Here is a 15,430-nt window from a genome sequence, read left to right as displayed (position 1 = left end):
TGGCGCCGCCGATCGCGATGTTGTTGCCGGAGACGTCCATCGCGTCGGCGGCAAAGCCCTGACCGGCCGCGGTGATCATCGCCTTGTCGGCGGCGAGCGCAGCGCCGGTATCGCCATTCAAAATGCCCTGAAGGCCTTTCACTGCGGCCATCGTGTCAGCCTGCAGCGTGCCGCCGTTGAGTTCGTTGTCGAACCGGCCCTGAAACACCGCGCCCTGTGCGGCATCGAACGTGCGACCGAACGCCTCGTAGTTCTGGATCTGCGTGACCAATCCCGCGCTCGCCGTTCCCGATCCGTTGGCGATCTTGGCCAGCGTCGCATTGATGGTGTTGCCTTCGGCCAGGAACGCCGCCCAGAAATTGGTCTGCGCCTGGTTGTCCTGGAATTTCTGCACCGACCCGGTCAGACCGCCCGGCATTTCGGCGAAGCCGCCGACATGTCCGGCCGCGCCGGTCCCGCCAGCGGCCATGTTGATGGCGGCGTCGTTCTGCGCGATGTCGATGATGTCGAGCACATTGTCGGCAGTGCCGCGCAGCGCGGTCGGATTGGCGTTCACCTCCGCGGGATCATACTTGTTCAGCTGCGTGTTGATCTGGTTCAGGATCGTCTGCAGGTGGATCGTCGTCAGTTGCGCAGCGTTGGCCGTCTCGCCTTTTTCTATCGCGGCGAGCGCGGTCGCATTGCCCAGAAGCTTCGTTAGGCCCTGTTGAACTGCGGTGAAGTCGGCCGTGACCTGAGCGAGGTTGTTGTTGCTGATGCCGCCCATCGCAAGATCAGCGCCGGCGTTGAACACTTCACCAATGGCCTTCAGGCTGGTCCCCGCCGTCGCCGCAGCCAGGTTCGCCGTGCTGTCGTTGCCGGCGGGCAGACTCTGGAACGCGACGTCGTTCGCGCCGGTGTTGGCCATGAAAGTGACGTTGTTGAGCGCGGCAGACAAGTGGGCGTCGCCGTTGATTTCCTGCAGGATCTGCGCCTGCACGTTGTGGATGGTCTGGTCGGCGGCCGCGAGCGTTGCGGCATTCGTGGTTTGCGGGGCCGCGGCAAGCAGCTGCCCGAGCTGCGCCTGCACATTGGTCAGCACCGCGGTGTCGGTCGCATTCAGCGTGAAGGCGTTGCCGTTGATCGTCACGGTGCCGGGATTGGCGAGCATCGCGGCGATGTCGTTCTGCACCGCATGGATGTCGGTCGTGTACTCGCCGAGGAAGGGGATCGAGTTGCCGCTGTTTTGCGGGGTCGAGAACAGGCCGAGCGAGAGCCGCGCCGCATCGTTGAACACAACGCCGGCCTGCAACAGGTCCGTCGTCTGGTTGATCGCGGATGCGCGGACCAGCAGATTCGACGTGCCGTTCGCCAGCGCGGTCGGAGTGAAGGTGTTCGCCATTAATCGTCTCCCCAATGTGCTCGCGTTTCCCGGATCGGCGCCCTTTCCGGGTTTGCAAGGACGTGTAGACTCTAGGACTGAAGGGCCCCCCTTCGGCCGACGTTGTGCCGGCATCCGGGACTTGTTGTTACGCGCCACTCAAAGCAGTTGCGAATTAGTCGCGCGTTTAGGGCCGAAAAAAGTGTCGGCGCGTTCGCAAATGTGTTGAGGTTCAGGCAGGGAAGGTTGTTGCGGTTCGGTGACACACCGGAACCGGTCGATGCTCGGCATCTCGCGAGCATCCCAAAAACAATCGCAAACCAATTCGAATTGTCAGTTTCTATTCAGTCGCGGCAAATGTCACTGTGCATGAAAGCCACATGTTCATGCTGTCGCCGAACGAAGGCCACCGTCTGTCCACGATTGACCTGCGAATCCGGAACCTGAATTGTGGCAGATCGCGCCGTTCTTTGCGCGCGCTGCCTGCGTTAAATCGCCGCGGGTCTCCATGTCGCGGAGCCTTCCTGAGGTGGGGCCCAGTGCAGAAAAAAAATCTGCACTGGGGTATTTCACTTCACGACGTTGCTTGCGCGGCGCGATCTTGCGATCAGGCCCAGTGCATCTGATGGGCCACCGCCTCGGCATGCATCAGATCGTGCATCGTGATCATCGTGTGGGTGGCACCCGTCGCGTGCGACGTGGCGGCAGGTTGGCTCGTGTGGGTATTGGCGGCCGCAGCGGCCGGAGCACCGCTCGTCTTGGCGCCGGCCGCGGCTGCGGCCGGCTGGTCGTCCGCGTCGTGACCGTGCATGCCAGCCTGCGAGGTGCCCGCAGCCGCGGCACCGCCCGTGCCATTTGCGATGTTCGGGTTGGCGGTGACCGGGATGGTGCCCTGTGCGGTACCCTTGATCGACGTCGCCGTGCTGACTGTCGTGGCGGTGCCGACATAGGTCCCGCCGTTGACTGGGATGTTGTTGCCGGAGACGTCCTTGGCGTCGGCCTGGAAGCCCATGCCGGCCGCAGTGATCATCGCCTTGTCGGCGGCGAGGGCTGCACCGGTATCGTGGTTCAGGATGCCCATGAGGCCCTTGATCGCAGCCGCGCTGTCGGCCTCGAGCGTGCCGTTGTTGAGTTCGTTGTCGAACCGGCCCTGGAACACCGCACCCTGCGCCGCGTCGAAGGCGGCACCGAAGTGCTGATAGTTCTGGATCTGCGTGATCAGGGCTTGGTTCGCCGCCGCCGACCCGTTGACGACCTTTGTCAGCTGCGCGGTGAGGGTGTTGGCTTCCGAGAGGAACGCCGCCCAGAAGTTGGTCTGTGCCTGGTTGTCCTGGAACTTGGTGACGGTGCCCGTCAAGCCGCCCGGCATCTCGGCGAAGCCGCCGACATGTCCGGCCGTGCCGTTGCCGCCCGCCGCCATGTTCAAGTTGGCGTCGTTCTGCACGATGTCGATGATGTCGAGCAGGTTGTCGGCGGTGCCGCGCAGTGCGGTGGGATTGGCGTTCACCTCGGCCGCGTCATACTTGTTGAGCTGCAGGTTGATCTGGTTCAGCACCGTCTGCAGGTGGATGGTCGTCAATGCAGCCGCATTGGCCGTCTCACCCTTTTCGATCGCGGCGAGCGCGGTCGCATTGCCCAGGATCTTGGTCAGCCCCTGCTGGATCGCGGTGAAGTCGTTGGTGATCTCGCCGAGGTTGTTGGCATTGATACCGCCGGCCGCCGCAACGGTGGCCGCATTGAACACCTCACCGATGGTCTTCAGGCTGGTGCCCGCCGTTGCCGCGGCGAGGTTTGCCGCGCTGTCGTTGCCAGCAGGCAGGCTCTGGAAAGCAACATCGGTGGCGCCGGTGTTGGCCATGAAGGTGACGCCCTTGAGGGCGCCGGCAAGATGCGCGTCGCCCTGGATCTCCTGCAGGATCTGGGTCTCTACGTTGTGGATGGTCTGATCGGCAGCCGCCAGCGTCGCCGCATTTGCGGTCTGCGGTGCCGCGTTGAGGATCGTCGCGAGCTGACCCTCGATGTTGGTCAGCACCGCCGTGTCCGTCGCGTTCAACGTGAAGGCCTTACCTCCGAGCGTCACGGCGCCGGGATTGGCGAGCATCGCGGCGATATCCGTCTGCACCGCAGTGATGTCGCCGGTGAAGCTCGTGAGGAACGGGGTCGAGTTGCCGCTGTTTGCCGGCGTCGAGAACAGACCGAGCGAAATGCGCGCAGCATCGTTGAACACGACGCCGGCCGTGACCAGGTCGGTGGAGTGCTGGATGGCCGATGCGCGCACGAGCAGGTTCGACGTGCCGTGCGCCAGCGCAGTCGGGTTGAAGTTGATTGCGACTGCGCCGCCGCCCGCACCACCACCTGCACCGCCGGTGCCCGTTGTGGCGGTACCGCCCGTGCCGTTCGCGATATTCGGATTCGCGGTCACGGGAATCGTGCCTTGTGCGAGCCCATGGACCGAGGTCGCGGTGCTGACAGTCGTCGCGGTGCCGACATACGTGGCGCCACCGATGGCGATGTTGTTGCCGGAGACGTCCTTGGCGTCGGCCTGGAAGCCCATGCCGGCCGCGGTGATCATCGCCTTGTCAGCCGCGAGCGCTGCACCGGTGTCGTGGTTCAGGATGCCCATGAGACCCTTGACGGCGTTCGCGGTGTCGGCTTGCAGGGTGCCGTTGTTTAGCTCGTTGTCGAACCGGCCCTTGAATACCGCGCCCTGCGCCGCGTCGAAATTGATGCCGAAATTGTCATAGTTCTGGATCTGCGTGATCAGGGCCTGGCTCGCCGCCGCCGAGCCGTTGACGACCTTTGTCAGCTGCGCGGTGACAGTGTTTGCTTCGGCCAGGAAGGCGGCCCAGAAATTGGTCTGCGCCTGGTTGTCCTGGAATTTGGTGACGGTGCCGGTCAGGCCGCCCGGCATCTCGGCGAAGCCGCCGGCATGGCCCGCGTTGCCGTTGCCGCCGGCCGCCTTGTTCAACGCGGCGTCGTTCTGCACGATATCGATGATGTCGAGCAGGTTGTCCGCGGTGCCGCGCAGTGACGTCGGCGTAGTCGGGGTGGCATCGTACTTCATCTGCTGGTTGATCTGGTTGAGCACCGTCTGCAGATGGATCGTGGTCAATGCCGCGGCGTTTGCCGTCTCGCCCTTCTCGATCGCGGCGAGCGCGGTCGCATTGCCCAAAAGCTTGGTCAGCCCCGTCTGAATCGCGGTCATGTCGGCGGCGATCTCGGCGGCATTGCCGGCGTTGATACCGCCTGTTGCAGCGACGGTCGCGGCGTTGAATACTTCACCGATGACCTTCAGGCTGGTCCCGTTGGTGGCAGCCGCGAGATTAGCCGCACTGTCGTTGCCGGCCGGCAGACTCTGGAACGCGACATCGTTCGCGCCCGTGTTGGCCATGAAGGTGACGTTGTTGAGCGCCGCGGACAGATGTGCGTCGCCCTGGATCTCCTGCAGGATCTCGGACTGCACCGCGTGCAGGGTCTGGTCGGCCTGCGCCACCGTCGCCGCATTCGTGGTCTGCGGGGCGGCTGCGAGCAGCTGGCCGAGCTGGCCCTGGATGTTGGTCAGCACCGCCGTGTCGGTCGCATTCAGCTTGAAGGCGTTGCCATTGATCGTGACGTTGCCGGGGTTGGCGAGCATCGCGGCGATGTCGTTCTGCACCGCATGGACGTCGGTCGTGTAGCTGGTCAGGAACGGGTTGGAGTTGCCGCTGTTCTGCGGCGTCGAGAACAGACCGAGCGAGAGGCGCACGGCGTCATTGAAGACGACGCCGGCCTGCAACAGATCCGTCGTCTGGTTGATCGCGTCTGCGCGCACCAGCAGATTCGACGTGCCGTTCGCCAGCGCGGTCGGAGTGAAGGTATTCGCCATTCAGTCATCTCCCCAAGAAAGGTTCATCTCGCCGACGACGCCCGGCATTGGACCAGCCGGGAACCGCACCCCTCGTCGTCACGGCGCGAGCGCACTGCTTGTGCTCGCTCGTCGCGCCGCGCCGATTGTCGCATGTGCTATATGGTCGCACCAACCCGGCCAAAAGAAGAGCTCAGCAGTCCGCAACTATGTTGATGTTCGGGCAAATTGAGGCGTTGCATTCAGGTGACGAATTCAAAGCCGCGCAACCGCAACTGGCTGCAACGCGCGCCCGCACTTGCGCCGATCAAGAAAGCAATTGGAGCTAAAGCCGAAATTCCGGTTCCCGCTCAGTCGAGACAGGGTCGCGGCACGCGCGATCCCGGCGCGAATCTGCAGTGGGATGTTGCTGCCGAAAGAAGGCCACGATCTCTCCACGATCGATTGCATCGCTCAAAGCTGAATTGCGGCAGACCCGCCGTCCGGCGCTGCGGCCTGCGTTGAATCGCCGCGAGAGCGGGGCCTGCCGCATCCTCAGCAGACGAGAGCGAATAGGGCGTCAGTATTGGCGGATCGTCCGGCCGCGGCACCAACTGTTTCGAATTGCGCGCAGGCCGCAGAGGGTGCGGCTATGAGCCGGTCGCCCGTGAGGCGCTCAGGCCTTCGGCGTCCTACCGAGCGCCTCGAACAGCGGACCGAGGTGCTTCTCGTACCGGCGCCAGCTGCCGATCGAGCGACTATAAAGCGGCTCGCGGACCTGCATGGTGCTCGCCGTACGCACGCTCCGCTTGGTGTCGTGGAAATCGCGGCACGCGTCCTCCCATTCCAGCCCGCAATGCGCCAGCGCGCCCCGCGACACGCCTTCGAGGTCGGCAACGAGGTCCTCGTATTGCACGTCCATCAGCACGCCAGGCGGCAGCACCTTGTGCCAATGCGCCATCACCTGTTCGTAGCCGCGATAATAATGGCCGAGTTCCGCCAGGTCGTAAGCAAAGGGCTGACTGCCCGTAAACAGCAACGAGTAGCACGAGACGCAGGTGTCGAGCGGATCGCGACGGATATGAATGATTCTGGCGTTGGGAAGCGCGAGATGGATCAGGCCGACGAACATGAAGTTCAGCGGCATCTTGTCGACGACATGCGGCGCATCCGGCGCCAGCGCGCGCACCTGCGTGGTGTAGGTCTGGCCGATCCGCAGGATGTGCTCGGGCGCCAGGAAATCGACCAGCAGCGGATAAGCCGGCAGGATGCGCTGGCTCTCGACGCACTCGTTGATGGCTTCCTTGAATGTTTCGAGTTCGCCGGCGCCGAACACCCGGGAATGACTGGCCAGCACCTGCTCCAGCAACGTCGTGCCCGACCGCGGCATGCCGACGATGAAGATCGGAGACCATGAGGTGTCCCCACTGCCGGATTTCGCCGCGAAGAGCTCCGGCGTGTACTTCGCCTCGATGTTCCTGAACATTGCAAGCCGCTGGCCTTCGTCGTAGTCGAAGGTCCGCCGCTTCAGGGCGTTGGCCTGTTTTAGATGCGCGAAAGCCTCGTCATATTGCTTCAGGTCGGACAACGCCTTGCCCATCGCGAAATGCGCCGAGAGCTTCTGCTCGTTGTCGAGTGTATCGATGCGCTCGATCAGCCTGCGCAGGCCGGGGAGGCGACGATCATCAGCCGCGAACTTTTGCATGTTCGCGAGATTGAGATGGACCGACGCTTCATCCGGGGACAGTTCGAGCGCCCGCTCGAACGCCCAGCTCGCTTCCTCGAATTGGCCGAGCGCCTGGTAGGCGACGCCGAGATTGTTGAACGATCCGAAGCGCGTGGGATTACGCGCGATGGCGAGCCGGTTCTGCTCGATGGACTCCTCGAGGCGGTTGAGCTCGAGATAGGCATTGCCGAGGTTGCCGAAGGCATCGGCATAGGAGGGATTGGCGTCCTGCGCGGTCTTGTAGTGGGAGATCGCGCGGTCTCGCTGGCCGAGCTTCAAATAGGTGTTGGCGATATTGTTGTGGGTCTCGGCGTGCCGCGGATTGAAGCGCAGCACCTGCTGATAGCAGCGGAGCGCCTCGTCGAGCCGGTCAGCGGCATAGAGCAGATTGCCGAGCGCGAAGTGCGACTCCAGGTGATCGGGCCTGACCGCCAGGGCAAACCGGAGATGCTCGATCGCCTTGGCGCTCTTGCCGATGCTCTGCAGCACGGACGAATATCCGTAGTGGATGCCGGGATGATAGGGCGCGAGCGACAGCGCCTTCTCGTAGCACACGACCGCGGCATCCAGCTCGCCACGGGTCCCGCGCAAAGCCCCCAGGCTGCCATGCGCCTCGGCGAAGTTCGGATGCGCCGCGATCATCTGCTGGAAATAGCTCTTGGCCTCGTCCAGGCGGTTGCTGTTTGCGTACAGCGAACCGAGCGCCAGCAGCGAACCGAAATGATCCGGCCGCACAGCCAGCACGGCCAGCAGCAGACGCTCGGCCTGTTTGAGCTTGCCGCGTTGCTGAAGCGTGGTGCCGAGCTGGTAGGCGCGCTCGACCCAGTTCTCGGCGCGGTTCTTGGCGCGCTTGAAATTCTCTGCGCCCGCTGGAACGGGAGAGCTGCTTTTGACGGGCTCGGGCGCCGGCGCGTCGATATCAAGCGCATCCAATAGCGGCTTGAGCCGCGCTCCATACAGACGCCACCGGCCGACCGATTTGGAATGAACCGGTTCGCGGACCTGGACCAGGCTGGCGGTCTGGACCGGCCGCTTGGTTTGGTGGAACGACAAACAACGATCGTCCCAGTCGAGGCCGCAATAGCGAACGAGCCGGCGGGCATGCCCCTCCATTTCGCCGACGAGGTCCTCGTATTGCACCTCCAGCATGGTCCCCGGCGGCAGCACCGAACGCCAGTGCGCCATGAGGGCCTCATAGGCCTTGTAATAGTGTCCGACTTCCGCAAGGTCGTAGGCAAAGGGCTGACCCTCGGCAAACAACAGCGAGAAGCAGGACAGGCAGGTGTCGATCGGGTCGCGCTTGACGTGAATGATCCGGGCTTCCGGCAAAGCGAGATGAATGAGGCCGAGGGAGAGAAAGTTCGCAGGCATCTTGTCGACGATGCGGGCCGCCGACGCTGCCGGTGCGGAGATCTGCGCGAGATAGGTCTTGCCGAGCTCCCGCAGTTCCTCGTCGGACAGCTTGAAGAACATTTCCGGATATTGGGTCCGCGAGCGAGCGGCGAAGGACGACGTCACCGTCGAGAAGTGATTGACCTCGCCGGCGCCGTAGACGCGCGGATGGCTGGCCAGAATCTGCTCGACCAGGCTGGTGCCGGAGCGCGGCATTCCGACGACGAAAATCGGCGCCTCCGAGCGATGGCCCGCGCCGGAGCGCGTGCGCAGGATGTCCTTGGTGAACGCATCGCGGATGCGATCGAAGAGCCGCAGCGTCGAGAGCTCGTCATAGGTCAGGTGTTGCCGTTCGATGCGATTGGCGATGTCCAGATGCTGGAACGAGCGCTCGCCATCCCTGAGGTCGGCATAAGCCTTGCCGAGCGTGAAATGCAGCGCGATCCGTCCTTCGTCGGGAAGCTGGGCCTCGCGCGCCGCGAGGTCCTCCAGCAATGGCAGCCGCGGATCGCCGGCGACGAACCGCTTGGCGGTCGCGTAATTGAAATGCACCCCGACATTCTGCGGCTGGATCTTGAGGGCGGCCTCATAGACGCGGGCGGCATCCTCGATCTGGCCGGTGATCATCAGCGCACCGCCGAGATGGTTCATCGCCGTGATGTCGGTGGGATCGCTCGTCAGCGCCGCGCGGTAGCTCGCGATTGCCTTGTCGAACCGGTGCAGGGAACGCCAGGCGTCGCCCATGTTGCGCAGGGTCGACGCATCGTTCGGCTTCAGGCGGATGGCGGTGCGATAATGCGCGATCGCTTCCTGGTGGCGCCCGCGCTTTTGCAGGGCGTTACCGAGATTGTTATGGGATTCGGCCGAGGTCGGGCGCAGCTCGACCGCGCGTCCGTAGTGGAAGATCGCGGCCTGCAGATTGTCGAGCTCGGAGTAGAGATTGCCCAGATTGTAATGCGCGTCGGCAAGGTTGGGATTGGCGAGCAATGCGGCCTGATAGATGGCAATCGCCTCCTCGCGACGGCCGATCAGGTGCAGGGTTCCGCCGAGATTGACGTAGGCGTCGGTCAGTTGCGGATTGATGGCGAGCGCGCGCTGGTATTGTGCGATCGCCTCATCGTGTCGCTCGAGATGACGATGGGCATCGCCGAGGCTGACATGGGCGAGCGCGAATCGCGGCTTGATCGCGAGCGCTTTTTCGTGGTGCGGAATGGCCGACTGGAATTGCCGCAGACGCTGCAGCGCGAGCCCCAGGGCCTGATGGACGTCGGCATTGTTCAGGTCGATATCGAGCGCCGCCTGATATTGCGCGATGGCGTCTTCGATGCGGCCGGCAAGGAGATGGATGTTGGCGAGCTGAATGCGGGGCTCGGCATGGTCCTGATCGAGCGCAACGGCCGATTCGAAATGGCGGCGCGCGTTGTCCAGATCCTTGATCCTGCGAAACGCAGTGCCGAGCGCAATCTGGTCCTCGGCGGAAGGACGCGCGACACCGACGGCCTGCGTCAGCAGTTCGCGGGCCTCGGCCTCAGCACCGAGCTGGCTGCGCACCGCGGCCAGTCCGCAAAGCGCGCGAAGATGCTTTGGCTCATCGGCAAGCAGGCCACGATAGGCCTGTTCCGCCGCTTTGAGGGCGTCCGCACCGGCGCTGGGGACGATCGATGCGGTTCGAGGGTGGATCGCGATGGCTGGTTCGTTCATGACCGAAATGCTGCGTGTTCAAGAATATTTGGTTCAGATTGAAGCGAAACGGAGGCTCGAAGCTCTTTTTGGAGTACTTCTACCGATCATCGCGGCGCCCCGCGGGGTCGCGCCCACGCAATGCCGGGCCGGCGCCGAAGCGACGTTGACCATTCGAAAATGTGCCAGCGAATCCGAACGGGCGGATTCGAAAGATGCCCCAACATGAGTATCGCCCCCAAAGCCGAACCAGCGCAGAACAAGAGTTCCGCGCTGGGAAGATGTTGCGTTCACTGCATCGACTGTGCCCTGCTCAGGCGGTCAGGCCCAGTGCATCTGATGCGCGATGGCCTCCGCATGCATCAGCTGGTGCATGTTGACGTCGGCGCCGTGTGAGGACGTGTTGGCCGCAACAGCCGGACTGCTGTGATGATCATCATGGTCATGGCCGTGGCCATGGTGGTTTCCACACGAGCTATGGCAGGCGCCCGTACTCGTCGGAGGAGTACTGGCGGGAGGCGTACTAGTGGGAGGCGTGCTGGTGGGAGGTGTGGTCGCCGTGCCGCCCGTGCCATTGGCGATATTCGGATTTGCAGTCACGGGGATCGTGCCTTGGGCCAGGCCATGGACCGACGTCGCAGTGCTGACGGTGGTCGCGCTACCGACATAGGTGGCGCCGCCGATCGCGATGTTGTTGCCGGAGACGTCCATCGCGTCGGCCGCAAAGCCTTGACCGGCCGCAACCAGCATGGCCTTGTCGGCGGCGAGGGCGGCACCCTGATCACCGTGCAGGATGCCCATCAGGCCCTTGATCGCCGCGGCGCTGTCGGCTTCGAGCGTGCCGTTGTTCAGCTCGTTGTCGAAGCGGCCCTGGAACACCGCACCCTGCGCCGCGTCGAACGCAGCGCCGAAATGCTGGTAGTTCTGGATTTGCGTGATCAGCGCCTGGCTCGCCGTGCCGGTGCCGTTCGCGACCTTGGTGAGCTGCGCGTTGATCGTGTTGGCCTCGGCAAGGAACGCGGCCCAGAAGTTGGTCTGCGCCTGGTTGTCCTGGAATTTTGTGACCGTACCGGTCAGGCCGCCCGGCATTTCGGCGAAGCCGCCGATGTGACCTGCCGCTCCGGTGCCGCCCGCCGCCACGTTCAACGCGGCATCGTTCTGCACGATGTCGATGATGTCGAGCAAATTGTCGGCGGTGCCGCGCAGCGCGGTGGGATTGGCGTTCGCCTCGGCGCCGTCATATTTGTTGAGCTGCAGGTTGATCTGGTTGAGCACCGTCTGCAGGTGGATCGTCGTCAACGCCGCTGCATTCGCGGTCTCGCCCTTTTCGATCTGGGTGAGCATGGTCGCATTGCCCAGAATCTTGGTCAGGCCCTGCTCGATCGCGATGAAGTCGGTCGTGATCTGACCGAGGTTGTTGGCATTGATGCCGCCGGTGGCCGCGACTGTCGCAGCATTGAACACCTCGCCGACGACCTTGAGGCTGGTGCCGGCGGTCGCCGCCGCCAAGTTCGCCGTGCTGTCATTGCCGGCGGGAAGGCTCTGGAACGCAACGTCGTTCGCGCCGGTATTGGCCATGAAGGTGACGTTGTTGAGTGCCGCAGAAAGGTGGGCGTCGCCCTGAATCTCCTGCAGGATTTCAGTCTGAACGGCGTGGATGGTCGCGTCGGCCTGCGCCAGCGTCGCCGGATTGGTGGTCTGCGGGGCCGCTGCGAGCAGCTGGCCGAGCTGGCCCTGGATGTTGGTCAGTACCGCCGTATCGGTCGCGTTCAGCTTGAAGCCGTTGCCATTGATCGTGACGTGGCCGGGCGCGGCGAGCATCGCGGCGATGTCGTTCTGCACCGCATGGATGTCGGTGGTGTAACTGCTGAGGAACGGGTTCGAGTTACCGCTGTTCTGTGGTGTCGAGAACAGGCCGAGCGAAATGCGCGCGGCGTCGTTGAAGACGACGCCGGCCTGCAGCAGATCGGTCGTCTGGTTGATCGCATCAGCACGTACGAGCAGATTCGACGTGCCGTTCGCCAGCGCGGTTGGCGTGAACGTGTTCGCCATTGATGATCTCCCCAATTCCCTCGCGTCTCCGGCCGGCGCACTCCACGGGATCGCGATGAAGATTAGAACAAGACGCCCCCCGACGCGCGTACCGGCATGGGGATTCTGAGATGCGCCATTCAAGCAGATGAGAATTATTCCTGATAATTGGGCCAAAAGAGGTGCTGCGATGTCCACAAATATGTTGATGTTCGGGCAGATTGAGGCTGTTGCGCTCCAGTAACCATCCGAAACGATTGACGGAGCGTGTCGCCTTCGACCTCTCGTCAGGGACCTTTCGCGCGGAGAAACCCGCGAAATCAGCCCGCAAGATCGCGACTTCTGCTCATTGGCAACGGCAGTTCCGGCCCTCAGAACTTCCTCTCTATCAACACGGTTGCCGAAAGAAGGCCACCTTCTCTCCATGATTGACCGGCAAATCTGAAACCGGAATTGCGGCATCGGCGCTTTGATCGGCGTTGAATTACCGCGTCCAATTTTTCCATGTTACGGCCGCAAACCGGACATGGCGGCGACGACCTCGTGATGCCGAAGGAGATGTCGCTTCTGTCGGGAAGGGGACCAGGACATCGATGCAAGTGGCTTTGATCGGAGAAAGTACGCGGGTGCTGCCTCGACATCTGCGGCGCCTCGAGGCCGAGTCGATCGAGATCATGCGCGAAGTGGTCGCCGAATTCCGCTCGCCCGTCATGCTCTATTCGGTCGGCAAGGACTCCAGCGTGATGCTGCACCTCGCGCTGAAGGCATTCTATCCGGCAAGACCGCCGTTTCCGCTTCTGCACGTCGACACCACCTGGAAGTTCCGCGACATGATCGCATTTCGCGACGAAACCGTGAGGCGCCTTGGCGTGGAGCTGATCGTGCATGTCAACCAGGAAGGCCTGGCCCGCGGCATCAATCCGGTCGCGTCCGGCTCGGCGCTGCACACCCAGGTGATGAAAACGGAAGCCCTGAAACAGGCGCTCGACGCACACGGCTTCGACGCCGCCTTCGGCGGCGCACGCCGCGACGAGGAAAAAAGCCGTGCCAAGGAGCGGATCTTTTCATTCCGCTCGGCGGCTCATGCCTGGGATCCGCGCAATCAGCGGCCGGAATTGTGGAACCTGTACAATACGCGGATTAGGCGCGGCGAGACGATGCGCGTCTTCGCGCTGTCGAACTGGACCGAGATCGACATCTGGGACTACATCATGCTGGAGAAGATCCCGGTCGTGCCGCTCTATTTTGCGAAGATGCGTCCGGTGGTTCGTCGGGGCGGCACCTTCATCATGGTCGATGACGACCGGCTGCCGCTCGAGGCCGATGAGGCTCCGCAGATGCGGATGATCCGCTTTCGCACCCTAGGATGCTATCCGTTGAGCGGGGCGATCGAGTCCGCGGCGACCACGATCGAAGAGTTGGTCGCGGAAATGCGCAGCTCGCGGGCATCGGAGCGACAGGGTCGCCTGATCGATGGCGACGAGGCCGCGTCGATGGAGAAGAAGAAGCGGGAAGGCTATTTTTGATGGAGGCCGGAAGCTGGAGCGGCGCGGGCCGAAGCGAGCCAAAGGACCTGCTGCGCGTGATAACCTGCGGGTCGGTCGACGATGGCAAGTCGACCCTGATCGGGCGGTTGCTGCATGACAGCCGGTTGATCATGGACGACCAGCTTCAGGCGCTCGCAGCCGACAGCGTGCGGCACGGCACCGTGGGCGATGAGCTGGACTTTGCCTTGCTCGTCGATGGGCTCGAAGCCGAGCGCGAACAGGGCATCACGATCGATGTTGCTTACCGCTTCTTCACCACGCCGCGGCGCTCGTTCATGGTCGCGGATACGCCCGGCCATGAGCAATATACGCGCAACATGGCAACCGGCGCCTCGAACGCGCAAGCCGCGATCATCCTGGTCGATGCGCGCAAGGGCGTGCTGGTCCAGACCAGGCGGCACTCCTTCATCTGCGCGCTGCTCGGCATACGACATGTCGTTCTCGCGGTGAACAAGATCGATCTGGTCGACTACGGCAAGGACGCGTTCGAGCGGATCATCGCGGATTACCGTGCCTTTTCCGCTGCTCTCGGCTTCGTCTCGGTCATGCCGATTCCGCTGTCGGCGCGGCACGGCGACAACGTCATTGCGCGCTCCGCCAACACGCCATGGTACGACGGTCCGTGCCTGCTCGACTATCTCGAGCGCATCGATGTGCAATCGGAGACGGCAAGCCGCCCGTTCCGCTTTCCCGTGCAGTGGGTCAACCGTCCGGACAGCGAGTTTCGCGGCTATGCCGGCACCGTTGCGTCCGGCAGCATCGCGCCCGGAGACGACATCGTGGTCGCAGCTTCGGGGCAGCTTGCGCGCGTTGCACGGATCGTGACATCTGACGGTGACCTGGTGCGGGCGGTCGCCGGCGATGCCGTGACGATCACGCTGGCCGACGACATCGATGTAGGCCGCGGCGACATGCTGGCCCGTCCGACCGAACGGCCTGATGTCGCCGACCAGTTTGCTGCCCATCTGATCTGGATGGACCAGGACGCGCTACTGCCGGGTCGCTCCTACCTCCTGCGGATCGGAACGCGGTCGGGCGTTCCGGCAAGCGTCACGACCATCAAGTACAAGATCGACGTCAATACGCGGGAGCACCTGGCGACGCATGGTCTCGCGCTTAACGAGATCGGCTTCTGCAATCTCGCGACCGCAGTGCCGGTGAGCTTCGATGCCTACGAGGCGAACCGGCGGACGGGAGCGTTCATCGTGATCGACCGTTACAGCAACCGTACGGTCGGCGCGGGAATGATCGCATTTGCCTTGCGGCGAGCCGCCAACATCGCCTGGCAGCCGCTCTCGATAGGCAGGAAGGACCGCGCCGGACTGAAGAACCAGAAGCCCTGCATGGTCTGGTTTACCGGACTATCGGGCGCCGGCAAGTCGACCATCGCCAATCTCCTTGATCAGAAGCTGTTTGCGATGGCGCATCACACCATGCTGCTGGATGGCGACAATTTGCGGCACGGCCTGAGCCGCGACCTCGGCTTCACCGAGGCCGATCGGGTCGAAAACATCAGGCGTGCCGGTGAAGTCGCAAAGCTGATGGTCGATGCCGGCCTGATCGTGATCTGCTCGTTCATCTCGCCCTACCGGGCGGAGCGGGAGATGGTCCGCGGCCTGGTCGGAGAGGGCGAGTTCATCGAGGTCTTCGTCGATACGCCGATCGAGGAATGCGTGCAGCGCGACCCGAAAGGGCTCTATTCGAAAGCGAAGGCCGGCAAGATCAAAAACTTTACAGGCATCGATGCGCCATACGAGAGGCCTGAAGCGCCAGAGCTGCATCTGCAGACGATCGGCGCATCTCCTGATGAGCTTGCCGATGTCGTCATCAGGGCGCTGGTCGAGCGCGGCAATCTCTAACGCGCCCCAGGC

At 63.4% G+C, this 15,430-nt stretch carries 5 protein-coding genes and 1 pseudogene; 2 read left to right on the top strand and 4 right to left on the bottom strand.

Annotated features, from left to right (window positions below; all coding sequences use genetic code 11):
• The 4 genes and pseudogenes from JOZ76_RS25915 to JOZ76_RS25900 form a co-directional block, all read right to left on the bottom strand.
• Positions 1-1,381 (bottom strand): annotated as a pseudogene (locus tag JOZ76_RS25915) (beta strand repeat-containing protein); the annotation flags it as partial.
• Between the two features lie 586 nt (positions 1,382-1,967).
• On the bottom strand, positions 1,968-5,225 hold the full coding sequence (locus JOZ76_RS25910; RefSeq protein WP_291703472.1) for a beta strand repeat-containing protein: 3,258 nt from the start codon (positions 5,223-5,225) through the stop codon (positions 1,968-1,970).
• A gap of 634 nt (positions 5,226-5,859) precedes the next feature.
• The gene (locus JOZ76_RS25905) at positions 5,860-10,002 is read right to left on the bottom strand and encodes a sulfotransferase (RefSeq protein WP_291703471.1); all 4,143 of its coding nucleotides are present in this window, start codon (positions 10,000-10,002) and stop codon (positions 5,860-5,862) included.
• A 300-nt stretch (positions 10,003-10,302) separates the two neighbouring features.
• Entirely contained in the window at positions 10,303-12,033 is a 1,731-nt protein-coding gene (locus JOZ76_RS25900) for a hypothetical protein (protein ID WP_291703469.1), read from the bottom strand.
• Between the two features lie 572 nt (positions 12,034-12,605).
• Here JOZ76_RS25900 and cysD point away from each other — a divergent pair.
• Together cysD and cysN are read left to right on the top strand one after the other, a co-directional pair.
• Positions 12,606-13,538 (top strand): sulfate adenylyltransferase subunit CysD, encoded by a 933-nt coding sequence (gene cysD, locus JOZ76_RS25895; protein WP_291703467.1) that lies wholly within the window; start codon positions 12,606-12,608, stop codon positions 13,536-13,538.
• Positions 13,538-15,418, top strand: coding sequence for a sulfate adenylyltransferase subunit CysN (gene cysN / locus JOZ76_RS25890; RefSeq protein ID WP_291703465.1), 1,881 nt, complete (start codon positions 13,538-13,540; stop codon positions 15,416-15,418). The genes cysD and cysN overlap by 1 nt, the downstream gene beginning before the upstream one ends.
• The last annotated feature ends 12 nt before the right edge of the window (positions 15,419-15,430 follow it).

Source organism: Bradyrhizobium sp. (assembly GCF_019244115.1).
Taxonomy (GTDB): Bacteria; Pseudomonadota; Alphaproteobacteria; order Rhizobiales; family Xanthobacteraceae; genus Bradyrhizobium.
Note: the sequence above shows the minus strand (reverse complement) of the source record. Positions and strands in the feature narration are given on the sequence as shown.